The organism is Actinoallomurus soli (assembly GCF_024055715.1).
In the GTDB taxonomy this organism is placed as follows: Bacteria; Actinomycetota; Actinomycetes; order Streptosporangiales; family Streptosporangiaceae; genus Actinoallomurus; species Actinoallomurus soli.
On sequence record NZ_JAMXMV010000031.1, the window covers coordinates 1 to 20,414 of the forward strand.

At 70.7% G+C, this 20,414-nt stretch carries 26 protein-coding genes; 9 read left to right on the forward strand and 17 right to left on the reverse strand.

Translation table 11 applies throughout. The features are described 5' to 3' along the window. Positions 1–1,197 precede the first annotated feature (1,197 nt). From NDW01_RS38820 to NDW01_RS44575, 5 genes are all read right to left on the reverse strand, one after another. Positions 1,198–1,335: a hypothetical protein gene (locus NDW01_RS38820; protein ID WP_252829462.1), complete on the reverse strand. Its 138-nt coding sequence runs from the start codon at positions 1,333–1,335 to the stop codon at positions 1,198–1,200. A gap of 301 nt (positions 1,336–1,636) precedes the next feature. Next, positions 1,637–2,068, reverse strand: coding sequence for a DUF6896 domain-containing protein (locus tag NDW01_RS38825; protein WP_252829463.1), 432 nt, complete (start codon positions 2,066–2,068; stop codon positions 1,637–1,639). 185 nt (positions 2,069–2,253) lie between these two features. Then, positions 2,254–2,643 (reverse strand): Imm32 family immunity protein, encoded by a 390-nt coding sequence (locus NDW01_RS38830; RefSeq protein WP_252829465.1) that lies wholly within the window; start codon positions 2,641–2,643, stop codon positions 2,254–2,256. A gap of 90 nt (positions 2,644–2,733) precedes the next feature. Beyond that, on the reverse strand, positions 2,734–2,919 hold the full coding sequence (locus NDW01_RS38835) for a hypothetical protein (RefSeq protein WP_252829466.1): 186 nt from the start codon (positions 2,917–2,919) through the stop codon (positions 2,734–2,736). A gap of 4 nt (positions 2,920–2,923) precedes the next feature. After that, the gene (locus NDW01_RS44575) at positions 2,924–3,292 is read right to left on the reverse strand and encodes a zf-HC2 domain-containing protein (RefSeq protein ID WP_406567803.1); all 369 of its coding nucleotides are present in this window, start codon (positions 3,290–3,292) and stop codon (positions 2,924–2,926) included. Between the two features lie 185 nt (positions 3,293–3,477). Here NDW01_RS44575 and NDW01_RS38840 point away from each other — a divergent pair, with 185 nt between their 5' ends. Continuing rightward, positions 3,478–3,828 carry a hypothetical protein gene (locus tag NDW01_RS38840; RefSeq protein ID WP_252829468.1) on the forward strand — a complete coding sequence of 117 codons (351 nt, stop codon included), beginning with the start codon at positions 3,478–3,480 and terminating at the stop codon, positions 3,826–3,828. A gap of 134 nt (positions 3,829–3,962) precedes the next feature. On the opposite strand, the gene NDW01_RS38845 is transcribed toward NDW01_RS38840, so the two are convergent. Further along, positions 3,963–4,334, reverse strand: coding sequence for a hypothetical protein (locus NDW01_RS38845; RefSeq protein ID WP_252829469.1), 372 nt, complete (start codon positions 4,332–4,334; stop codon positions 3,963–3,965). Between the two features lie 406 nt (positions 4,335–4,740). Here NDW01_RS38845 and NDW01_RS38850 point away from each other — a divergent pair, with 406 nt between their 5' ends. Continuing rightward, positions 4,741–5,319, forward strand: a complete 579-nt coding sequence (locus NDW01_RS38850) for an RNA polymerase sigma factor (RefSeq protein ID WP_252829471.1) — start codon at positions 4,741–4,743, stop codon at positions 5,317–5,319. Then, the gene (locus NDW01_RS38855; protein WP_252829473.1) at positions 5,319–6,413 is read left to right on the forward strand and encodes a hypothetical protein; all 1,095 of its coding nucleotides are present in this window, start codon (positions 5,319–5,321) and stop codon (positions 6,411–6,413) included. The genes NDW01_RS38850 and NDW01_RS38855 overlap by 1 nt, the downstream gene beginning before the upstream one ends. Before the next feature lie 90 nt (positions 6,414–6,503). Here NDW01_RS38855 and NDW01_RS38860 read toward each other — a convergent pair whose 3' ends face one another. The 4 genes from NDW01_RS38860 to NDW01_RS38875 all read right to left on the reverse strand — a co-directional run bounded on the left by NDW01_RS38860 (position 6,504) and on the right by NDW01_RS38875 (position 8,834). Further along, positions 6,504–6,953 (reverse strand): GlcG/HbpS family heme-binding protein, encoded by a 450-nt coding sequence (locus tag NDW01_RS38860; RefSeq protein WP_252829475.1) that lies wholly within the window; start codon positions 6,951–6,953, stop codon positions 6,504–6,506. Between the two features lie 103 nt (positions 6,954–7,056). Then, positions 7,057–7,569, reverse strand: coding sequence for a hypothetical protein (locus tag NDW01_RS38865; RefSeq protein ID WP_252829477.1), 513 nt, complete (start codon positions 7,567–7,569; stop codon positions 7,057–7,059). A 126-nt stretch (positions 7,570–7,695) separates the two neighbouring features. Further along, positions 7,696–8,172 carry an SRPBCC family protein gene (locus tag NDW01_RS38870; RefSeq protein WP_252829479.1) on the reverse strand — a complete coding sequence of 159 codons (477 nt, stop codon included), beginning with the start codon at positions 8,170–8,172 and terminating at the stop codon, positions 7,696–7,698. A 131-nt stretch (positions 8,173–8,303) separates the two neighbouring features. Then, complete coding sequence (locus tag NDW01_RS38875) at positions 8,304–8,834, reverse strand: UTRA domain-containing protein (protein WP_252829481.1); 531 nt, start codon at positions 8,832–8,834, stop codon at positions 8,304–8,306. Between NDW01_RS38875 and NDW01_RS38880 the strand changes: the two genes are divergently transcribed. Then, positions 8,780–9,160: a GNAT family N-acetyltransferase gene (locus NDW01_RS38880; RefSeq protein WP_308211868.1), complete on the forward strand. Its 381-nt coding sequence runs from the start codon at positions 8,780–8,782 to the stop codon at positions 9,158–9,160. The two genes, NDW01_RS38875 and NDW01_RS38880, sit on opposite strands and share 55 nt — an antisense overlap. 59 nt (positions 9,161–9,219) lie before the next feature. Here the strand turns inward: NDW01_RS38880 and NDW01_RS38885 are convergent, their stop codons facing one another. Next, entirely contained in the window at positions 9,220–9,975 is a 756-nt protein-coding gene (locus NDW01_RS38885) for an SDR family NAD(P)-dependent oxidoreductase (protein ID WP_252829484.1), read from the reverse strand. A 122-nt stretch (positions 9,976–10,097) separates the two neighbouring features. Between NDW01_RS38885 and NDW01_RS38890 the strand changes: the two genes are divergently transcribed. The 3 genes from NDW01_RS38890 (at position 10,098) to NDW01_RS38900 (ending at position 12,326) form a co-directional block, all read left to right on the forward strand. Further along, positions 10,098–10,697 (forward strand): TetR family transcriptional regulator, encoded by a 600-nt coding sequence (locus NDW01_RS38890; RefSeq protein ID WP_252829486.1) that lies wholly within the window; start codon positions 10,098–10,100, stop codon positions 10,695–10,697. A 74-nt stretch (positions 10,698–10,771) separates the two neighbouring features. Next, entirely contained in the window at positions 10,772–11,281 is a 510-nt protein-coding gene (locus NDW01_RS38895) for an FBP domain-containing protein (protein WP_252829488.1), read from the forward strand. A 334-nt stretch (positions 11,282–11,615) separates the two neighbouring features. Beyond that, on the forward strand, positions 11,616–12,326 hold the full coding sequence (locus NDW01_RS38900; protein ID WP_252829490.1) for a choice-of-anchor P family protein: 711 nt from the start codon (positions 11,616–11,618) through the stop codon (positions 12,324–12,326). Positions 12,327–12,404: 78 nt separating this feature from the next. On the opposite strand, the gene NDW01_RS38905 is transcribed toward NDW01_RS38900, so the two are convergent. The 3 genes from NDW01_RS38905 to NDW01_RS38915 are packed head-to-tail and all read right to left on the reverse strand — an operon-like array spanning position 12,405 to position 17,250. Continuing rightward, positions 12,405–12,770, reverse strand: coding sequence for a signal peptidase I (locus tag NDW01_RS38905; RefSeq protein ID WP_454923427.1), 366 nt, complete (start codon positions 12,768–12,770; stop codon positions 12,405–12,407). 29 nt (positions 12,771–12,799) lie between these two features. Then, on the reverse strand, positions 12,800–15,484 hold the full coding sequence (locus NDW01_RS38910; RefSeq protein WP_252829495.1) for a hypothetical protein: 2,685 nt from the start codon (positions 15,482–15,484) through the stop codon (positions 12,800–12,802). Continuing rightward, positions 15,484–17,250 (reverse strand): HSP90 family protein, encoded by a 1,767-nt coding sequence (locus NDW01_RS38915; protein ID WP_252829497.1) that lies wholly within the window; start codon positions 17,248–17,250, stop codon positions 15,484–15,486. The genes NDW01_RS38910 and NDW01_RS38915 overlap by 1 nt, the downstream gene beginning before the upstream one ends. A gap of 152 nt (positions 17,251–17,402) precedes the next feature. Between NDW01_RS38915 and NDW01_RS38920 the strand changes: the two genes are divergently transcribed. Next, a complete protein-coding gene (locus NDW01_RS38920; protein WP_252829498.1) occupies positions 17,403–17,591 on the forward strand; it encodes a hypothetical protein in 189 nt (62 codons plus the stop codon). A gap of 41 nt (positions 17,592–17,632) precedes the next feature. On the opposite strand, the gene NDW01_RS38925 is transcribed toward NDW01_RS38920, so the two are convergent. Continuing rightward, on the reverse strand, positions 17,633–18,586 hold the full coding sequence (locus NDW01_RS38925) for an SDR family oxidoreductase (RefSeq protein ID WP_252829501.1): 954 nt from the start codon (positions 18,584–18,586) through the stop codon (positions 17,633–17,635). 120 nt (positions 18,587–18,706) lie between these two features. Here NDW01_RS38925 and NDW01_RS38930 point away from each other — a divergent pair, with 120 nt between their 5' ends. Beyond that, positions 18,707–19,297: a TetR family transcriptional regulator gene (locus tag NDW01_RS38930; protein WP_252829503.1), complete on the forward strand. Its 591-nt coding sequence runs from the start codon at positions 18,707–18,709 to the stop codon at positions 19,295–19,297. 144 nt (positions 19,298–19,441) lie between these two features. Here NDW01_RS38930 and NDW01_RS38935 read toward each other — a convergent pair whose 3' ends face one another. Together NDW01_RS38935 and NDW01_RS38940 are read right to left on the reverse strand one after the other, a co-directional pair. Then, positions 19,442–19,870, reverse strand: coding sequence for a MerR family transcriptional regulator (locus tag NDW01_RS38935; RefSeq protein ID WP_252829504.1), 429 nt, complete (start codon positions 19,868–19,870; stop codon positions 19,442–19,444). 69 nt (positions 19,871–19,939) lie between these two features. Beyond that, complete coding sequence (locus NDW01_RS38940) at positions 19,940–20,374, reverse strand: Hsp20/alpha crystallin family protein (RefSeq protein WP_252829506.1); 435 nt, start codon at positions 20,372–20,374, stop codon at positions 19,940–19,942. Positions 20,375–20,414 lie beyond the last annotated feature (40 nt).

Genomic DNA, 20,414 nt, shown 5'->3' on the forward strand with positions numbered 1-20,414 from the left:
CATCGCGTAACCACTCTCCTTCGTGTCTTGGTCGACTTCGAAGGGATCTACGCGATGGCCGTCCTCACTTCACGACGCCACGCCTGTCACCAGCGGAAACTCGTACACCACCTGCGTGGACGCAACCCCGGCAGACTCGCATTCGCTCGCCCTACGGGTGGCCTACGGCCATCAGACGGCAGCCCCACTCGCGCAATCAGTGGCCCGGGCTGTCAGCCGCCCGCGAAGCTCAGGCCCACAAAAGGATGGCTACGAGCATGACGGCCGAAAATGCAGCCAGCCCACCCCCAGACCGTCGTGCCTGGTAGTAACCCATCCCACGCCTTACGGCATAGTGATCGGCCAACCCACGAGGCAGATCCAGGGCGACGAGGAGACCGAAGACCAATGGGGCAAGCCAGATCAAGCCGAGAAGGTTGCTCCCGGGATGCACGTGCCTCCAGTGATCGTTCACGCCCCAGCCCCCCGTCTCCGCAACAATAGCTCGATCCGTCTTAGATCCACCGACGTGGGCTAAGGTTCCCTCCGCTTCCAGGGAGACTGGTCACCTGGTCTCAGCGGGATCGGATTGGATGGGTTGATCTCCAAGCGCCTCCGGCGGGGGCGCTCAGGCTCGGGGATAGAGTCGGCCGGCACCAGGCGCACGGTAGCCGATGGCTGAGGTGGAAGCCGGGTCATCCCCTCTGCCTCCGTCCCAGGACAGGCCCAGCAGACCAGGCCCCACGGGTCGAGGTCGTTCGTCCGTGGGGCGCTCCACCTCGACCCGTGGGGCCTGGCCCGCTTCCCCTCCGGGGTGGGACGAAGGCAGAGGGGATGACCCGGCGGGCGGTGCTGTGGCGAGGTCGCCGATGCCCATCGTCGGGCCATTAGCGGGCCATTAGCCTCGGTGATCAAGGGTCAACAGCGGTCATTCGCGATCACTCGGACGAGCAGGTCAGCGCCCAGGACGCCCCGGAACCAGACGATTCCCAAGCTGGTAGCGCGGGTTCGATTCCCGTCACCCGCTCCACACGCGAAAGCCCAGGCCAGGAACAGGATTCCGAACCTGGGCTTTGCTCTTGATGGGGCCTAGGATCCCGCTCACCAGGGGCGGGTAGCATCGCCAGTCACACCGGCCGGTCGCCCTCGAAGCAGGATGCCAGGACGGGGCTCAGGCCGGGCCGGGTCGCCGAGCGTGCAGCGCCAGTGGTCTTCCGGTCAGGGAGCGTTGTGCTCCGGCTGGATCGGATGGAAGTAGACGGTCAGACTCGGCCGGAGGCCGTCCGCGGTGATCTCGTTGTGCAGGATCAGGTCCTGCACCTCGACGGGACCCAGTTCCTCGATCGAGTCGGCCACCCGCCGCAAGAGCGAAGGAACGTTGCCTTGCTCCACTCCGTGCGGGTTGGACCACGTGCCGGATGGCCCACTGCTCACCATCGTCAACGCGATCGTGCCATGCGGCGCGTGCCCGTTACATGCCCGCCAGAGGGGGGTGATCCCGGCCGCGTACGGTCACTCACGGGTTGACCGCGAAGAACGCGCAGGTCGGAGTCGCCCCCAGGTAGCCGACGGTCAGCGGAAGCGACTTCCCAAGCTGCTAGCGCGAGCGCCGAGGTCAGCCGCCTGCTGCGTCGGTGTCTCGAGGACGCTGCAGCGGTCACCGTTCTGACGGCGGCGGTGCCGCATACCAAACGCCATACCTTGTTGGGGCAACGATCAGGATGCCCTCGCCGGCCAACTTCTCTAGCGTCGCAGAGAGCTCCAACTCGGTGACGGACTCCTCGCCGATGGACTGGGCGAACCGCCGGACTCGCCAGGCATCGAAGATCAGCATCTCCGGCTCGGGGCCCAGGTCGACATCAATCAACACTCCGTCCCGGTCCGTGATGCGGCAGCCGAATCCATGGACGTCGTAGCGCAGGCCCCCGGGAAGCTCACGATTACGGGGAATGAGTCGCCGGTTCACAGCCCTGACCAGTGCACCGATACCACCCTCACTACCGATGTCGTGCGCCGTCGCAGCGATCACCGCACCGGTCAAGCGCTCCATAGCGCCAAGGAATCGCAACAGCACCTCGTCGGCATCCATCCGCATATGCTCTCCGCTGCCAACGTCCAGGCCAAGGCATTTCGCCTCCGGCGGGGACCTCGGGATCCGGAATGACCGCGCCAATGGGCCGAGCCGGATGAGTGGTTGAGGTGGAAGCCTGCTCATCCCGTCGGCCATCGTCCCAAGACGAGTCGAGCAGACCAGGCACTAGCGGCGCCCTACCTTCATTGCCCCGGCATGCCGCCATGCGGGCTGTCGACCACCAGTGGTACCGATCCTGCTGCGAGGTAGGGGTGATCAGGGAAGTAGTCGACGTGGAGGTGACCGCCGTCTTCCATCTGGGCCATGTCACTGAGATTGTCGGCGAGGATGCCCCGGGCATCAGCGTTCCCGGAGATCACGAGAACCCGCCGCGCGGTATCGACATGGATGCGGACACCTGGACCGGTTTCCTGGGCGACTTCCACGGCTGTCAGGGAGCCGGGTTCGGCCGGCTCTGACTCCCAGCTCAGCGATCCCTCGCCGGTCACAACCAGCTCGGCCAATCGGAGCAGCTCCATCGCCGTCGCGCTCAGGTGCACTTCGCCGAAGGGCGGATAAGACACGATCCTCATGAGGTAACGCTCCCTAAGCGTACGGATCTGATCGAGGACTGAAGCCGGCCGGGCCGGGTCGCCGAGCGTGCAGCGCCAGTGGTCTTCCGGTCAGGGAGCGTTGTGCTCCGGCTGGATCGGATGGAAGTAGACGGTCAGACTCGGCCGGAGGCCGTCCGCGGTGATCTCGTTGTGCAGGATCAGGTCCTCCGGTGGCGCGAGCCACTCGGCATCCTCGGTGAAGACCGCGGCGATTCGGCCGGCATCGTGACTGGCATCGTGACCACCCTGGGTCACACCGTCAGTGTCCAAGCCCCAGGAGAGGCCCGACGAAGTACCTGAGGAACTCCGGTAAAGCGATGAAAACCAAGACGATCAGGGCGGTCAGCCATGTGCGTCGGTTCCTTAAGGTGCGCGGCGACGGACGTCGGATCCGACCGGAGGATGGCACCGGGGCCGGCGGAGCGGTGAACCAACGCGGCAAGATGGCTTCGGGCGGATAGCCCTGCGCGACAGCTTCCACCAGCTCCTCACGGCATGACCCGCATCCGCGGAGGTGTTCGATCACCTCTGCGGCCTCCCCATTGCTCAAGTCATATGACAGTAGCCGAGGGAGATCCGAAACGAAATGCTTGGCGTTTGAGGATCCGATCTGATCAAGCGATTCCACGGAAGGCCTGCATCTGTCGATGTTGCTATGAGTACCTCGATTCTATTATTCGAAGCTGAGCCGATCGAGTCTCAGGCCGCCGCCCCGGCCGTTACGGAGACCGGGTCAGGAGAGTGGCTTACGTGTCTCGGGCGGGAGCACGGACCGTCGATCCAACGACCGGCCGTGCTGCCATGCTGAGCGGCATGGACGACCTTGCACTGCTCCGCCGCGAGTTCGACGCGGAGGAAGGCTCGTTCTTGCTCCAGCTCCGATGCGACCTCCATTGGGACAAGGAGGCGTTCAGCCGGCTGGAGCAAGCGATGCGCCGGGTCTGCACCCGGCAAGAGGGGCGCGATCAACTCGAACGATGGCTGGTCGAGGGCTACTGGTATCTGGCGGATTTCGTACCCGCTCATACCGGCCACCCCGACTTCCCGCGCCCGGAACCGCCGGAATACTACGAAGCCGCTCTTGAGCGCCTTCACGACCTGCAGAATTGGTTCGTGTCCGGATGCTCGCCCTACATCCCGGAGCACGTCTGGCCGGACCTCTGAACCCCCGCCTCGGGGGATGGCCGGGTCATCCACTTCGCCGGCGCCCCAGCGCGGTCGCTCGCTGCCGAGACTTTCGGTGGCGAGAGAGCCACCGAAAGTCTCGGCGCTCGCTTTCTCGATAGCGACCGTCGGCGCTACCAGCCGCCTTCGGCGGTGCATCCGCTGTGGGACCCGACGAACCCGCAGGCACGGAGATTCCAGAGGATCCCCAGTCCGGACTCGTCCTTGGTGTTCACCGAGGTCGCACCCGCCGGAATCGTGGCGCCCCAGAACTGGTAGGTCTTGAAGCCGTCATCGCTCCACTCGAGCTTGACGACGTCGCCTGGCGAGCCGCCGACGATTTGCGCGTGCCACTCGATGGCGTCCCCGTACATCCACAGTTTCACCGTCCGGCCCTGCACGGTGGTCTGGTGGTCGACGGCCCAGCTGGTCGCCTGGGCGGTGCCGGCAGATGCCACGGACCCGCCGAGGGCCAGAACAGCACCCGAGCCCAGAGCAACGGCCATCTGACCGATTCGCGAACGGAGGGCGTTCGCTAAGACGAAATTCCTTGGATTCATAGCGCGAACGTACGTCGATTGCGCTGAACCCTGTCGCCAATGCGCGCACGGCCTCTCGCCATTTCATGCCCGGCCGGGACATGGGAGCGAGGGCAGGGCGCAGACCGGTGAGCATGGCAGGGCGGCCGCTCCGGTACGTCCTTCGAGTGTGCGGCGCGGGCGCCGGTCCCTCCGGTGGTGCCGCCGGTCTCGTGGTCGACCGGGTCGACCGGCCGTCGTTCCCCGCAGCGGTCCTACCGCTGAGTTCCCGAGTACGTGGTGCTCCGAGAGCATGGCGCTGACCAGCGCTGAACGCTTTGCCGGATCAGGTGGCAATCCCTTGATGTACGGCAATCCGGACGCGAGGAGGGTCATGTCATCTGATCCGGATGATGCGGAGTTGATCGCCCGGTCACTCGACGGCGATCAGGACGCCTTCGTCGAGGTCGTCCGGCGCCACGAGGCGGCGGTGGGCGCCTACCTCGCGCGACGAGTCGGCCGGGACTCGGCCGAGGACCTGCTCGGCGAGGTATGGGTGGCGGCGTTCAAGTCCCGGGCCAAGTACGACCGCGCGTTCTCGGACGCCCGCCCGTGGCTGATCGGCGTCGCGCACAACACGATCCGGCGGCACTGGCGTTCCCGTCCGGCCGAGGAGCCGGTGGCGGACATGAGCATCGTGGCGTCCGGGTGGGACCCGTGGGCGGCCGTGGACAGTCGCGTCGACGGAGAGTCGGTGCTGCGACGCGCCCTGGCGCTGCTCGGACCGCAACAGCGGGAGATCGTGACTCTGGTCGCCTGGGAGGACCTGACCGTCGCCGAGGCGGGCCGGGTGCTCGGCATGCCGTCGGGAACGGCGCGCCGTCGCCTGCACGAGGCGCGTACGGCGCTGCGGAACGCGCCGGGGATGGTCGAACTGCTGACCGACCACAACGCGATGAAGGGGGCGAGCTGATGGTTGACGAGATGGACCTGCTGAGGCGCCTGGAGGGCACCGGGCAGGTGCGGCCTGCCGCCTTCGACAAGGCGAGGTCCGCGCTGCGGGCGGCAATGGCCGCTGAAGAGGTATCGGAGATCAAGGGCGTGACGGAGGTCGGGAACGTGACCGAGATCAAGACTGCTTCGCACCGGCGGGCTCGGTGGGGCAAGGGTCGTACGGTGGGCTTCGGAGCCGTCGGGCTCGCCGCGGCCGCGGCGGTCGCGCTGGTCGTCACGTCCACGTCGGGGTCGGCGTCGGGCCACAACACCTCGGCGAGCGGGAGCCCCTCGACGGCCGCGGCGGCATCGGAGGGGAACCCGATCCTGGCCAGGCTGGCCGCGAACAACATGCCGCTGTCGACCAAGCTGCCGGGCGACGCGACGCTGGAGATCCGCAACCAGTCGCCCACCAGCGAGGCGGTGGGCGGGAACGGCATCGACATCTACACGGACGACGGCACGTACCACTGGGCGGTCGACAAGCGTGTCCTGCCGAAGGTGGCGGGCCAGAATCAGGACGACGGTGAGGGTACGTTCAAGCGCGACATCGCGGCGGCGCTGTACGCCGTGAAGGGTGACATCAACACCGCGCGCGCACGGATGGCCGTCGCCAACCTCATCCCGGGCAAGAAGGTGGATGACGGAACCAAGGCCGCGAACGAGAAGCTCAAGGCCATCGCCAAGGAGAAGGGTAAGAAGTTCGTGCCCTTGAAGCCGCTGACCCCCATCCAGAAGAAGGATCAGACCGACAACTTCATCTGGACGAACGCGATCGACGCTCTGGTCGCGGCACCACAGAACCCCCAGGTCCGGGCAGGTGTGCTCCGGATCATGGCGTCGATGCCGAACGTCAAGGTCGTGAAGTCCAGCACCGCCGGCCGGCCCACGCTCACGCTGTCGGACACCTGGCCGCACCTCGACGACTCGAAACTCGTCGAGTCGCTGGTCATCAACGCCGACACCGGCGCTCCCGTCGCCCTCTTCAACAGGGCGCCGGGCCAGCCGCTGAACGCGACGTACTACCACGTCCGCCGGGTGAGCCTCTCCGACCTCAAGGCCGGCAAGTTCTAACCGGTACGCGAGATCGTGCGGGCCGTCCGGTCACCGGACGGCCCGCACGTCCGTACAACGGTCGAAGAAGGTGCCGGCCGTCCACCCGCATCACTTCTGGCCGGCTGTGGAACGGCTCTCCTGCCACCGCCGCACCGCCGTCTGCACGGCCTCTTCGTCTTCACGGGCACGAGCGCCGGATGCGCCCGCGGCACCGAGGATCACCCCACCGTCGGTGATCAGAACACCACCCGCGAAGGGGACGAAGTCGCCGCCGTACAGGTGCTGAATGCTGTCGACGATCGGCCCGGGCAGGTCGACCGAACCGGAGGACTTCAGCGCGAGAAGCGCGGTGCGCGCCTTGGCGACGGCGATACGGCTGGTCATCGGCATGCCGCCATCGCTCCGCCGCAGCACGATCGCCTCTCCCGCGACGTCGACGACGGCCACCGCCAGCGGCGGAAAGCCTCGCTCCGTACCGACCGCCAGCGCGGCTTGCACCAACCAGTCCGCGTCGGCCAACGTGAGCCCGGGAAGGCGCGGAGTATCAGACATGATCATGAAGCTATTCGCGACGGCACCCAGCGGTCAAAGCGGTCGACACTCCACGGACGGCGACCGTGGACGTCGCACGGCCTCGACCGACGTGGTGGCAGGCCGAGGCTCACAGGCAGGTCCAGCAGTAGAGCCGGTCGTTCGCCTGACGGGCGCGACGCGCCAGAGCCACGAAGCCCTCGATGATGTCCAGGGCCAATGACGCGTCCATATGGCCGTCGAACTCCTCGATCCGCGCCCATTGATCGGCGATCGAGGGCAGCGCGTAATCGTCGACTCCGGCGAACGCGTCACGGAGCCGGTCGTCGATTTCTTCCACCCACGGGCCGGTGTTCCACGGAGACTCCTCGGGCAGCCGTTCCATCTCTTCGCGTGACCTCGGCTTCGTCTCCTCCGGCGGCCAGACGCAGACGGTCTCGACCAGCCCGACGCTCCACGGCACAGCGAGGATCAGGCCGAGCAACCGGCCGAGGATGACGTGAGGATCGATCCCTTTCGCGTCCAGCGCGTCCACGCCTGCGCCGATGGTCGCCGGTCCGGTCGGCACGCCATCCCCTTCGTCGAGCAGCCGAAGCGCCGCCTCCCGGTCGGGCGCCCGGAAGTAATCGAACAGCACGCCCACGCGACCCGCTCCCATCGACGTGTCAGGGGACCACCATCGCGCGGATCGTACCGATGGCCACCGTCGAAAAACCGTCATGACCGGGCCGTCGCGCGGCGCCGCGAGTGGTCATGGCGGTCGACGACATCACCTCCCGGAGGCGAGTTCGGCCAGGTGGCGCAGGGAGTTGGTGAGGTGGTCGGGGCCGAACGGCGGGAACTGGAAGTGTTCGCGGATGGCCTGAGGCACCGCCGACCAGTCGTAGGTGAGCGTGACCTCGGTCTCGGACGGGCCCAGCGGCGCGAGGTCGTAACGCCAGATCCAGCCGCCGAACTCCAGGTGACCGTCGCCGTTCTCCTGTCCGGGCAGCCAGCCGATGGCGTGCGGCGCGTCGAGCACCTGGACCTTGTTGGCCATCCGGTAGTCACCGTCGGGATGGTTGGGGTGATACATGTCCATCCGGAAGACCTGCCCCACCTCGCTCAGCGGCGCCCGGTCGACGGCTTCCCGAACCCAGCCGGTGCCGTCGATCGCGGGATGGGCCGTCGGGTCCGCCAGCACCGCGAACATCTTCGCGGCGGGCACGGCGACGGTCAGGGTGGCGCTCACGTTCTCCTGGTCCACGGGTGTGCACGCTCCTCGTCATCTCATCTCGGGTCTCCCGCAGGCGCGGGAGGCGCGTTCCACGATGTAGACCACGCGGAGAGGCGGAAGTCATCGGTCGCGCAGGCGGAACTTCGCACCCGGGTCACAGGTCAAAGCGCGTAGACGTCGGCCGGTTCCCGGGACTCGCCGGGGCGGGCGAGGTCGACGACCAGGACAGGGCGCTCCTGCGTGTCGGCGACCGTCGCGAGGATCGCCAGGACGGGTACGTTCCTCGCGAGGCCCAGCGCCTTGGCCTCCGCGCTGGTGGGCCGCCGGGCGATGAGGTGTTCGGCGACGCTGCCGAACCGCCGTCCGGTGGCCGACTCGATGAGCCGCCGGACGCTCGCCGACACGGGCGCCTGGATGTCCAGGCCGGTGGCACGAGCGAGGTCGGGGTCCAGCCAGAGGCTGATGAACTCCCGCGGCATCTCCTCCTGCACGACCACCCGTTGGCGGAGGACCAGCGGCGCGCCTTCGGCGACTCCGAGCAGCCTCGCCGTCTCGGTACGGGCCGGCCGTTGCTCGACGTACGTGACCTCCCCCGGTTCGTCGGCTTCGGCGCGGTCCAGCAGCGTACGGATCGGTCGTGCCCACATCGGTTCGCCCGGAGCCTTCGTCGGCATGTGGTTCGGCTCTGCCATGGCGACCACCCAACCACGCGACAGGAGAGCCCGACAGCGGCCGTACGGTCCCCACGAGGCGACGGCGGGGGCGGGGTCACATGACCGAAGGTCTGAACCTCGTCGTGCGTCCCGCCTTCGAGGGGTTGCGGCTCCATCGGCTGGAGGCCCAGATCCAGCCCGACAACCACGCCTCCATCGGTCTGGTCCGGCGGCTCGGCTCCGTTCGATGTCGGGTTGCTCGGTGTAGGTGGGCGGGTTGTGGAAGAGCCCGTAGCGCATCGCGCAGACCGTGGTCGCGCCGAGTACGGCGGCGGCCTCGACCGCCTGCTCGGGGGTCATCGTGACGGAAGCGGTTGCGGCGCCGCCGAAGCCGCGCCGCATCTGAATCCCCGCCGGCCGGCGCTCAGCGACCGGGCGGGCGTACGAACATGACGCTGCCCGAGATGTGCTCCGCCGCTTCACTGCACAAGAAGACGGTCAGCGGCACCAGGTCCTCCGGTTGCCCGATGCGCCTGCCCGGGTACTGCGCGGCGACACGGGCGAGGTGCTCCTCGGTGACGATCTTCTCCATGCCCGGCGTGACGGTCAGGCCGGGGGCGAGGGCGGTGGTGCGGATGCCGTCGTCGGCGAGCTCCTGGTGGACGACGTTGGCCAGGACGTTCACCGCGGCCTTGGAACCGCCGTAGGCGGCCCCGCCGGGAGCGGTCTGCACGCTCACGGCGCTGGAGAGGTAGATGATGCGGCCTCCGCCGCCCCGGATCATCAGCGGCGCGAAGTGCTTCGTCGTCAGGACGCTGCCGATGAGGTTCGAGCCGAAAACCTCTTCGAAGAGGGATGCCTCGGCCTCCAGGATCGGCTGGCGGGGCGGCATCCAGCCGGCGTTGTTGATCAAAGCGTCGACCCGGCCCCACGCGCGGTCGACCTCGGCGGCGGCCTCGCGTACGGCGGCCTCGTCTCGGACGTCGGCCTCGAGGGCCAGGGCGGGCGGCGCGTCGGGCAGTGTTCCGATCTCGTCGACGACCGCCTGCGCCCGCTTACGGTCCCGTGCGAGCACCGCCACCCGGGCGCCCTCGGCCGCCAGGCCGAGGGCCAGTACGCGCCCGATCCCCTGCGCGGCCCCGGTCACGACCGCGACCTTGTCCGTGATGTCCACATTCATCGCTGTGGCCTCTCGTCTATGGTGAGCAAAATGACCAACTCCAACGCTGGAGTTGGGAACGCTCCTCACCGTAGACCCTTCCTCGGGTAACTACAACGTTGCCGTTGGATTAGAGTGAGATCATGGCCTGGGACACGGAGGGGACCCGCCGCCGGCTGAAGGAGGCGGCGACGGTGGAGTTCGCCCAGTACGGGCCGGACGGCACGACCATGACGCGCATCGCCGAGCGGGCCGGCATCAACAAGGAACGGCTCTACAAGTACTTCGGCGACAAGGAGTCGCTGTTCGAGTCGGTGCTCCGCGACGAGCTGGAGAAGCTCGCCGCCGCCGTGACGCCGCCGGCCGACGGCCTGAAGGACATCGGGGAGTTCGCCGGGCGTACGTTCGACTACCACGCAGCCCATCCCGAGCTGGCGCGCCTGCTCCTGTGGGAGGGGCTGGCCGGCGGTCCCCCGGCCGACGAGGCGAACCGCACCGAGCACTACCGGCGCAAGGTCCGCGCCTTCGCGGCCGCACAGCGCGACGGCGCTCTCACCGACGACCTCGACCCCGCCTACCTCGCCTTCCTGGTCATCGGACTGGCCGCCTGGTGGCACGCCGCGCCGCAACTCACCCGCATGCTGTCCGGACTCGACCCGGACGACCCGGACGAGCGCACCCGCCGCCGCGCCTTCGTCGTACGCGCCGCGGAACGACTCGCCCTGCCGTACCGCGAGGCGTGACCGGGCAGCTCAGGGGCCGGTGAACCGGTTAAATGAGGCGACAGGAGTCGATTCCGGACACTACGGTACGGCGCATGAGACCGATCGGGGAGAACGAGATCCGGGGCTCCTTCGTCAACTGCTCCAAGGGCGAGGCGCGCAAGATGCACCTGCCCCGGGGGCTGGCCGACCTGCCCTGGGACGACCTGGACTACTTGGGCTGGCGAGATCCGGGAGCACCGGACCGCGGCTACCTGGTGGCGGAACGCGGCGACGGGCTGATCGGGGTCTCGCTGCGCGTCTCGGCCGAGGTTCGCCGGAGCCTGGCGAAGACGACGGTCTGTTCCATCTGCCTGACGTCCCACGCGGGGTCGGGGGTCTCCCTCTTCGTCGCGCGCCGGGCGGGCGCCGCCGGACGTGACGGCAACACGGTGGGCACCTACATCTGCGGGGACCTGGCCTGTCCGCTGTACGTGCGCGGCAAGAAGAAGAACCCCCTCGCCACGCGGTTCACCGAGTCGCTCACCCTCGAGGAGCAGGTGGGCCGGATGCGCGAGAACCTCGACGCCTTCCTGGACCAGGTCGTCGAGGAACGGACGTCCTGAGGCGGACGGTCGCCGAAGAACTTCTTCGGAAGCGTGCAACCCCGGCGCCACTTCATGCGTATTGGGGGGGCGGAAGGCACCTGTTCCGGAAGAGGGTGACGTCGATGGCGAGGTCGCCGCAGAGCCGGCCGGCCCACCGGGTCCGGCCGGTGTGCGCGTACGCCGGCCGGCCGTGCCGCGTGACCTCCACGCCGCGTACTGCCTCGGCCTCTTCCGGCGGTGTCCTCCACCTGCCCGGCCGCCCGCTCGAAACCGCGCCTGACGCGGAGCGGCCGCGCGACCGAACCGACTCCGCGCCCGCTCGCGGAGAGCTTCCCCGAAGGAGTGGACCCCTGTGCGCTTGACGCGTCTTTCCGCCTCCGCGGCCATCGCCGCCGCGCTGGCCGCGCCCCTGGCCCTGGCCGGTACGGCCTCGGCCACCACCGGAACCGGCTCCGCCTACGGCCTGGCCGCCAGTGGCCTGGTCGCCATCCCCGCCACCCCGGCTGCCACGGCCACCGCCGACAAGAGCCTGCTGCACCTGCCGGCCAACCCCCTCATCGACGTCAAGGTCCTGCACGTCACCGCGAAACCCGCGTACGCGCGGGCCAGCGTCACCGACCTGCACGTCGCCAAGGCCGCCCTCACCGCGCACCTGGTCACCGCCACCTGCCACGACGGCACCGGTGTCAGCCGCCTGGCGGGCGCGAGCCTCGCCGGACACCGCCTCGCCGCCGTCGCCGCGCCGAACAGCGCCATCAACATCCCCGTCCAGGGACTCGGCACCGCCTCCGTCACCCTCAACAAACAGACCCGCAACGCCGACGGCAGCCTGACCGTCACCGCCATCGAGGCCGTCCTCCCGCTGGGCCCCGGCCGTACCCAGACCCTCAGCGTCAGCTCCGCCACCTGCTCCGGTGGCAGTGGCCAGAAGCCGCCCACCCAGCCGCCGGGGAGTCCACAGCCGACCCCCACCCCGACCGCGACCGGCACCCCCGTCCCCGCGCCGCCCGGCGAGGCGCCCAAGCCCACCCCCGTCACCGGCGACCTCCCCGTCACCGGCTGATCGTCTGAGACGGACCCTCGTGAGGAGACCAGTGCACGGGCCCCCTCACGAGGGCCCTCCGAAGACCGAGCCGGCGGGTTACGCGGTGGGGACGGCGTAGCCGGGGATCGACGGCCAGCGGACGGTCATGACGACCGACTCCTCCTCGGCGTACCAGGAGTGGTCGACGCCGTGGCCCCACACCACGTAGTCGCCCTGTTCGCTCAGGACGACGTCGCGGCCGGGGAACTCCAGGTGGAACCGGCCGCTGATCAGGACGAGCAGGGCGGTGCGCTTCTCCTCCGTCGCCCACTGCGCCCGCCGGTCGCCGCGCGGGTGGACGCCCCACTTGATCTCGACGTCGTCGCTGTGCCGGATGTCGCCGACCGGCTTGAAATGACCGAGGAGCCAGCCCCGGTCACCGGCCGCGTCGGCGGCGGCCTTCCCGACGTACACGTTCTCCACCACGAGCGGCGACGCTAGCAGGCACTTCTTCAGGAATCCGCGTCGGCGGGGCCCGACCGCGCGGCGATCAGATCGGCGCGCAGCCTGGCCGCGGCCTCGGCGGGATCCTTCTGGTCCAGGTCGGCGAACGCCGCGGCCGCGCGCTCGGCACCGGCGATCGCCTCGTCGAACCGCTCCAGGGCGCCGAGGATCCGCGCCTCGTCGAAGTCGACGAGGGCCGTCTCCCAGGCCAGGGCGGCGGGTTCGTCGGCGGGCAGGCTCGCGAGCGCGGCCCGCGCGCCGGCCATGGCGGTCAGGCCGTCCTCGGCGCTGCCGCTCCACATCACGCACAGCGCCCGGCGCCGCAGCGCCTGGACGGTCCCGTACGGGTCGCCGGCCGCGGTCGACGCCTCGGCGGCCGCGGCGAAACGTTCGGCGGCGGTGGCGTCCTTGTCGAGCCGGCTCAGCAGGTCGCCCGCCTGGACGAGCAGGCGCGCGGCGGCGGACGGCTGGTCGGCGCGCTCGTCCTCGGCGAGACGGGTGAAGGTCTCGGCGGCGGCGTCGACCTCGCCGAGGTCGCGCTGGGCGTTGGCGAGCAGGTAACGGGTCCGGCGCGCGGCGTCGGCGTCACCGTGCGCCGTGAAGAGCGGTAGCGCCTCCTCGGCGGTCTCGGCCGCTTCGAGGTACCGACTGGTCTCCAGGTAGGCGACGCACAGGTCCTGGCGCGCGTACGCGGCCTGGTGGTGGGAGCCCTCGGCGGTGAAGCCCGCGACGGCCTCGACCAGGTCCTCGGCGGCCCGGACGGCGTCCCCGCGGCCCAGCAGGTGACCGCCGCGGACGGCGTACGCGGCGGCGCGGAGCCCGGCCATGTCCACCGGGGCGTTCGTGATGGCCTCGGTGAGCAGCGCGTCCGCCTCCGCGGCCTCCTCCTCCGCCTCGCTCGCGGCCAGCCGGCGGCCGAGCAGGAAGGCGGCCTCGGCGAGGACCGCCCGCTGACCGCTCTCGCGGAAGCCGCCGACCGCCCGCCGCAGTACGGGCGTCAGCTCCGCCTCGCGGCCGGCCGCCCCCAGGACGCGGGCGCGGATCATCTCCTGGTCGCCGAGGTCGTCGGGTTCGGCGGGCGCGGGCCCCTCGTCGAGCAGGGCGAGCGCGTCGTCGGTGCGGCCCGTCTCGCCGTACGCGGCGGCCAGCCGCCCACGGGCCGCGAGCACCCGCCGGGGATCCGTGCCGTGGGAGTTCAGCCAGGCGTACGCGGACTCCAGCAACGGGAGTCCCGCCTCGGCCTGCCCGGTCTGGCAGAGCACCGCGGCGTACCGGCTGGTCGCCGACTGCGCGCTCTCCTCGTCGCCGCCCTGCGCGTACAGCTCGGCGGACCGCCGCCACAGCTCGATCGCGCCCTGCGGGTCCCCGGTGAGGAGGCGTTCGAGACCCTCACCGTCGACCCGCCGGCCCCGCTGGACGGCGGAGAGCTCGCCCGCGACCGCGTCGACGCGCCGCCAGGCGGCCAGCGCCGCGGCGAACTCGCGCCGCCTCCAGTGCTCCTCGGCGAGGTCGAACAGCCGGTCGGCGTCGTCGACGCCGCCGAAGTCCTCCTGCGGTGCCGGTGCCGGGGGCGGCGCCGGGGCGCGGCGCGCGTACGGGGTCAGCGGCAGGTGGTCGACGAGCGGCTCGGCGTCGAGCAGGTCCCGTACGAGCCGGCCCTGCTCCGGCGTGCCGTTGCGGGCGTCGAAGCGCGCGGCGAGATCCAGGGCCTCCCTGGTCAGCTCCGCCCGCAGGTCGGCGGCCGGCACCTCGGCGGTGGGCCGGTCGCCGTGCGCGGGCCGCCGTACGCTCACGTCCCCGTGGCCGATCTCGGCGAGCCGCCGCAGCAGGAGCGCGCCCGCCGCGGCGAACCGCATGCCGTCGTACGGCGTCGGGGCGCGGTCGAGCCAGCCGAGGTGGCGTTCGAGCAGCTCCAGGCCGCGGGCCTCGTTGCCGGTCCGGGCGCAGAACTCCAGGTGCACGGCGATTCCCCACAGCTCCGACAGCCGGTCCCGCTGCGCGCGGTACGCGCGCCGGTGCGCGTCGACGGCGGCGTCGAGGCGGCCCGTACGGAGATAGATGGGGAGGAGCTCGGTGAGGATCGTCTGAGGCTGCTCGTCGCAGCCGAGTTCGCCGCGCAGCAGCGGCTCGGCGAGCGCCATCGCGTCCTCGTCCCGGCCGCGCGCGCCGAGGTAGGCGACCTTGCTGCTGGGGTCGCAGCCCTCGCAGTCCGACAGGCGGGTGCGCGGGGCGGCGTGCCACCGGGTGTACCACTCCTCGGCCGCCTCCGCGCCGTGGATGTGCTGGGTGACGACGGCCCGGCACATGTAGACCGGCTGCAGGCCCTCACCGGCGAGCCGGTACCGGCGCTCCATGTCGTCCAGGACCGCGAGCGTACGGTCGAGGGGGATCTCGGGGAACCTCGTGAGCCCGGTCACGGTCCCCTTGAACCCCCAGAACAGGCGGTGCTCCTCGCCGAGCTCGGGGTTCCGGTCGTAGTCGCTCAGGCAGCGCACGAACACCGCGAACGCCTTGGCGCGCTCACCGCTCTGGGTGTACTCGTTCCGCAGGTAGTGGCGGATCCGGTACGCGAGGCGCTCGTCGGCGGCCGCCTCGGCCAGCCGCAGCGCCTCCTCGACCATGATCGTCCGCGCCTGGCCGTACGGCAGCTCGCCGGCACGGCCCAGCACCTCGAACGCCTGCTCGACACTCATCATTTCTCCGGGGCGGGGTCGTGGACGGCCCAGTCGAGCAGGCCGAGGAAGGATCGGTTCAGCACGGCGGTGTCGGCGGCCCGCAGCGGGTGGTGACCGAGCAGGAGCGCCTGGCCGTACAGCGCCTGGACCGCCAGTTCGATCAACGGGGCTTCCGACAGCGCGGTGATGCGCCGGGCCAGCGGATTGCGGTGGTTGAGGACGAGTTGCGGGCGGTCGCTCACGGCCGCCATGCCCTCCAGCGCGCCGAGCACGCCGGACCACAGCGCGTCGGCGGACTCCCGCGCCTCACGCAGCTCGGCCTGGTGCCGGGCGGCCCGGCTGGTCAGGTACAGCGCGGGCAGCGAGGCCGGGTCGAAGTCGCGGACGACGACCTCGCAGCCGAGCGAGTCGACGGCCCGCTGCGCGACGGCCAGGAAGGGCCGCAGCGCCAGCTCGGTCTCCGGGTCGAGTACGCCGAAGTGGGAGGTCAGCTCGGAGGGGTCCAGCGGCCGCAGCACGGCGTCGGGGTCGATGGCCGGGAGACGTTCGATGATGTCGGTGTCGTAGACGTAGCCGCCGTTGACCAGCGCGACGCCCTGCGCGCCGGACACGGCCGCCAGGCGCCGGAACTCGTCCACGTCCGCGGTGTAGCGTCCGTCCCGGTGCCGGGTGCGGAACTCCGCCAGGGTCATCGGCCCGTCGGACGTCTCGAACTCCAGCCACCGGTCGACGATGCGCAGCATGTCGTCGTCGCGCAGGGCCATCGCCTTGACGCCGAGGTGGTGCAGGCGGAGGAAGGCGCGCAGCTTGGCCGGGTCGGTCTCCGACAGCCGTACGAGCCACTGCCGTACCTGCCGGCCCAGCGCGTCGCGGGCGGCGTCGAGCAGCTCGTCCTCGTACAGCGCCTCGCGTCCCGCCGTCGGGCGCAGCTCCCCGGCGTCCACCACGCAGCGCACGAAGAACGCCCAGTCGGGCAGCAGCCCCTCCACGCCCTCGGCCAGCAGCATCCGCTTCAGGTAGACGCGGTGCGCGCCGCGCGAGGACGGGGTCACCGGCTGTGGGAGGACGAACGCGACCCCGGTCAGCCCCGCCTCGGGCACCTCCAGGTCGATGACGTCGAACGGCGCGAACCCGAACAGCCGCCGGCAGTACTCCTCCAGCGCCGCGCGGCGGCGGCCCGGATCGGGGTACGCCGCCCGCCAGGGCGGACCGTCCGCGGTGATCCGCCGCCCGTCGACCGTCAGCTCGACCGGCAGCAGCTCGCCGTACGTCGCGGCGAGTTCGGTGACGGTCGCGGGCGTGAGCCAGTCGCCCGCGCCGTGCCGGGGCCGCAGGCTGACGGTGGTACCCGGCTCGTCACGCGTGCCGGGCTCGACCCGGTAGCGGCCGTCGGCGAAGCCGGTCCACCGTACGGCGTCCCCGCCGCGAGCGGAGCGGGTGACCACGGTGATCTCGTCCGCGACCAGGAACGCCGACAGCAGGCCGATCCCGAACTGGCCGAGGAAGTCGTGCCGGGCCAGGCCCAGCTCGTCACGCTTGGACGACCGGCCGATGGTCGCCAGCAGCTCGTGGACCTCCGCCTCGGTCAGGCCGATCCCGTCATCGTGCACGCGGAGCTCGGCCCCGGTCTCGATCCGGATCCGTCCCGGCCCGTCGCCGCGCGCGGTGATCGCGTCGACCCCGTTCTGCAGCAGCTCCCGCAGGTAGACGCGGGGACTGGAGTACAGGTGCCTGCTCAGCAGGTCGACGACGCCGCGCAGATCGACTTGGAACGCCTGGTCCACCCCGGTGACCTCTCATCGGTCGGCATTGCTGCCGATCACCCTAACGGCGACCTATCGGACCCGCTCTCCAATATCACGAGACGGCGGAGATCGGCTCCGTGTCGGGCCTGTGGCGGCGGGTAGGGGTGCCCTGACCAGGGAGGAGGCCGAGAATGACAGAGCAGCACGGTCCCGAGGGCGCCGAGCGCGGCACCGCCGAAGAGGCCACCGGAACACCGCTCACGCCGACGGAGGAAGAGGCCGAGCAGCACCCGGCCGGGGACGCGCCCGGCGAGGAGGACCGGTCACCGGGCGGCGGCACCGCCCGGCCGGAGGATCTCAGCCCCGACGACTTCGAGTAAGCCCGAAGGGCTGGAAGTGTCCGCTATTGCGGGTATGTGCGTCAGCTGTGGACGTGGTGCGGGGCCCAGATCTCCTCGGCGCGGGCGCTGGCCTGCGGGGTGAAGTAGTCGCCGGTCGCGAGGTCCTCGAGCAGCGTGGGGTGCTGCGGGCTCCAGCCGACGAGTGCTCGGGTTTGGTCGCTGGAGACGGGGACGTCGAGGGAGAAGAACGTGGCCAGGAACGGGTTGCCGAGGTGTTCGGCGGCCTGTTCGAGGGTCAGTGACCTGGTGGGGATGCCGAGGGTGCGCCCGATCTGCTGCGCGATGCTCTCGATCGTGACGGCGCTTTCTCCGGCGCCGTGCAGCACGCTGCCGGCGGGGGTGTTCTCGAGCGCGAGCCGGAACAGGCGGGCGGCGTCGAGGCGGTGGACGGCGGGCCAGCGGTTGGCGCCGTCGCCGATGTAGGCCGAGACGCCCGCCCGGCGTGCGGCCGCGATCAGGGCCGGGATGAATCCGTAGTCGCCCGGGCCGTGCACGGTCGGGGCCAGGCGTACGACGCCGGCGCGGACGCCGTGGTCGGCGAAGGCCAGGCAGGTCTGCTCGCCGGGGATGCGGAAGGCGGCGACCGAGTCGGGGTCCGGGGCGTCGTGCTCGGTGCTCAGGCGGCCGGGCTTGACCACCAAGGTGCCTGAGGTGCTGACGAACGGCTTGCCCGATCCGGCCAGCGCCTGGCCGAGCGCGTCGATCGCGGCGCAGTCGCGGCGGATGAGCGCCTCCGTGTCGGCGAAGTTCCCGCCGAAGGCCAGGTGCACGACGCCATCGGCGGCCGCCGCGCCGTCGCGCAGGCTCGCGAGGTCATCCAGGGAGCCGTGGTGCGGTGTGGCGCCGAGTGCGGAGAGCCGGGCGGCGGCGGCCTCGGAGCGGGCGAGGCCGGTGACGGTATGGCCGGCCGCGATGAGCTCGGCGACGACGGCGGGGCCGGTCTGGCCGGAGCCGCCGGTGAGGAAGACATGCATGAGAGCTCCCGTTTAACGCCATTGACTGGCGCTACTTAGCGCCAGTGAGTGACTCTAAGGTAGCGCCACTCACTGGCGCAACCGGTGTGGGTGACGGACCCGGCGCGATAAGCTCGCGGCGTGCCACGCAGCGGAGAGGACGCGCGCCGCCGCCTTCAGCAGGCGGCTCTGGAGCTGTATCGGGAGCGCGGATTCGAGGAGACCACTGCGGCGCAGATCGCCGCGCGAGCCGGGCTGAACCCGCGCACGTTCTTCCGGCACTACCCGGACAAACGCGAGGTGCTCTTCGACGGCGAAGCCGACCTGCGCGCCGCGCTGGTGCGGGAGGTGGCCGAGGCGCCCCAGGACCTGGCGCCGTTCGAGGTGCTGCTCGCCGCGTTCCGCACGGCCGCCCGGATCCTGGAGGACAACCGCCCGTTCTCCGAACCGCGTCTGCAGATCATCGCCGCGACCCCGGCCCTGCGCGAACGCGAACTGGCCAAGCACGCCTCGATCATCGAGGCCCTGGCACAAGCGCTGCGCCGGCGCGGCCAGAACGACCGGCTGGCGGCCCTGGCCGCCCAAGCCGGCTGGGCGACCTTCCAGGCGGCGGCCGACGCGTGGATCGAGGACCCGTCGCAAAGCCTGCAGGCGCACCTGGACCAGGCCTTCGACGACCTGCACACCCTGTCCGCGGCCACCCGACCGGGCCTTACGTGCCCTGAGAACTGAGATTCTCACGTGAGCGGCCGGGGCGGGTGCGGGTCCAGCCACTCTCTGAGCGGAGGCGGTGAGCGGCGGGTGGGTCCAGCCGCTCTCTGCTGTGAAACCCGATCGGCCAGTCGGTCCGCGCCCGCTGACCCGTGAGGCCCGCTCTCACCTGCGGCTCGGCTCGCCACCCCCGTAGTCGCCGTCATTCCCGCCAGGCCGCAGCCGATGCACGCGCCGGCCGGCGGGCCGGGGTCCGGTGACGGCCTCCGGCTCGTCCGTGCCGGCCTCGAGGGTGGCGATGCGGAGACGCGCCGCCTCGATCTGCCGCCGCAGGTGGCGGACCTCCTGCTCGAGCTCGAGGACCCGGCGGATCGCCGTCAGGGTCATTCCCTCGTCGGCGAGGCGGACGACGTACTGCACGCGGTCGATCTCCCGCCTGGAGTAGCGGCGCTGACCGCCCGTGGAGCGCTGGGGGCGGACGACGCCGTACTCATCCAGCCGCCGCAGGAACGCCTGCTGGACGTCGAGCATCCCCGCGACCTGCCCGACCGAGTACAGCGGCGCGTGCTCATCGTCGATGGGCAGTGATCCCATGGCGCTCCTCCCTTGGACGACGAAGGGGTGGGCGCCGTGACGCGCCCACCCCGTCGGCGACCGGCCCGATCAGCGGACGATCGCCTTCTGCTCCGACGTCTGCACCTCGATCTTGCGCGGCTTGGCCTGCTCCAGCACGGGGATGCGGACCGCGAGCACGCCGTTGTTGTACGCGGCGTCGATGCGCTCGGCGTCCAGGTGCTCGGAGAGATAGACCCGCCGGGTGAACGTGCCCATGGGACGCTCCCGTACGAAGACCCGGTCGTCCTCGGCGAACTCCTCTTCGCGCTTGGCGCTGACCGTGAGGACCCCGCGGTCGACCGTGACCTCGATCGAGTCCGGGTCGGCGCCGGGCACGTCGAACCGGAGCACCACGTCGTCCTTGCGCCGGATGCCGTCCATCGGCATGACCGCGCCGCCGGACTGTCCGAGGGCCTGCCGGGTGAGCCGGTCGAACTGTCGTTCGAACTCCTGCACGAATGGGTCGATCGACGTCAGCAGCATCGCGAACCACCTCCGAAGATCTGCACGTACGTTGTGCCGC

What these genes read in the sequence shown, in the direction of transcription:
- NDW01_RS38940 (WP_252829506.1), bottom strand. Translation starts at nt 20,374, where the DNA reads ATGCTGCTGACGTCGATCGACCCATTCGTGCAGGAGTTCGAACGACAG.
- NDW01_RS38935 (WP_252829504.1), bottom strand. Translation starts at nt 19,870, where the DNA reads ATGGGATCACTGCCCATCGACGATGAGCACGCGCCGCTGTACTCGGTC.
- NDW01_RS38920 (WP_252829498.1), top strand. Translation starts at nt 17,403, where the DNA reads ATGACAGAGCAGCACGGTCCCGAGGGCGCCGAGCGCGGCACCGCCGAA.
- NDW01_RS38860 (WP_252829475.1), bottom strand. Translation starts at nt 6,953, where the DNA reads ATGATCATGTCTGATACTCCGCGCCTTCCCGGGCTCACGTTGGCCGAC.
- NDW01_RS38825 (WP_252829463.1), bottom strand. Translation starts at nt 2,068, where the DNA reads ATGGATGCCGACGAGGTGCTGTTGCGATTCCTTGGCGCTATGGAGCGC.
- NDW01_RS38885 (WP_252829484.1), bottom strand. Translation starts at nt 9,975, where the DNA reads ATGAATGTGGACATCACGGACAAGGTCGCGGTCGTGACCGGGGCCGCG.
- NDW01_RS38845 (WP_252829469.1), bottom strand. Translation starts at nt 4,334, where the DNA reads ATGGCCGTTGCTCTGGGCTCGGGTGCTGTTCTGGCCCTCGGCGGGTCC.
- NDW01_RS38840 (WP_252829468.1), top strand. Translation starts at nt 3,478, where the DNA reads ATGGACGACCTTGCACTGCTCCGCCGCGAGTTCGACGCGGAGGAAGGC.
- NDW01_RS38855 (WP_252829473.1), top strand. Translation starts at nt 5,319, where the DNA reads ATGGTTGACGAGATGGACCTGCTGAGGCGCCTGGAGGGCACCGGGCAG.
- NDW01_RS38890 (WP_252829486.1), top strand. Translation starts at nt 10,098, where the DNA reads ATGGCCTGGGACACGGAGGGGACCCGCCGCCGGCTGAAGGAGGCGGCG.
- NDW01_RS38850 (WP_252829471.1), top strand. Translation starts at nt 4,741, where the DNA reads ATGTCATCTGATCCGGATGATGCGGAGTTGATCGCCCGGTCACTCGAC.
- NDW01_RS38910 (WP_252829495.1), bottom strand. Translation starts at nt 15,484, where the DNA reads ATGAGTGTCGAGCAGGCGTTCGAGGTGCTGGGCCGTGCCGGCGAGCTG.
- NDW01_RS38925 (WP_252829501.1), bottom strand. Translation starts at nt 18,586, where the DNA reads ATGCATGTCTTCCTCACCGGCGGCTCCGGCCAGACCGGCCCCGCCGTC.
- NDW01_RS38875 (WP_252829481.1), bottom strand. Translation starts at nt 8,834, where the DNA reads ATGGCAGAGCCGAACCACATGCCGACGAAGGCTCCGGGCGAACCGATG.
- NDW01_RS38895 (WP_252829488.1), top strand. Translation starts at nt 10,772, where the DNA reads ATGAGACCGATCGGGGAGAACGAGATCCGGGGCTCCTTCGTCAACTGC.
- NDW01_RS38830 (WP_252829465.1), bottom strand. Translation starts at nt 2,643, where the DNA reads ATGAGGATCGTGTCTTATCCGCCCTTCGGCGAAGTGCACCTGAGCGCG.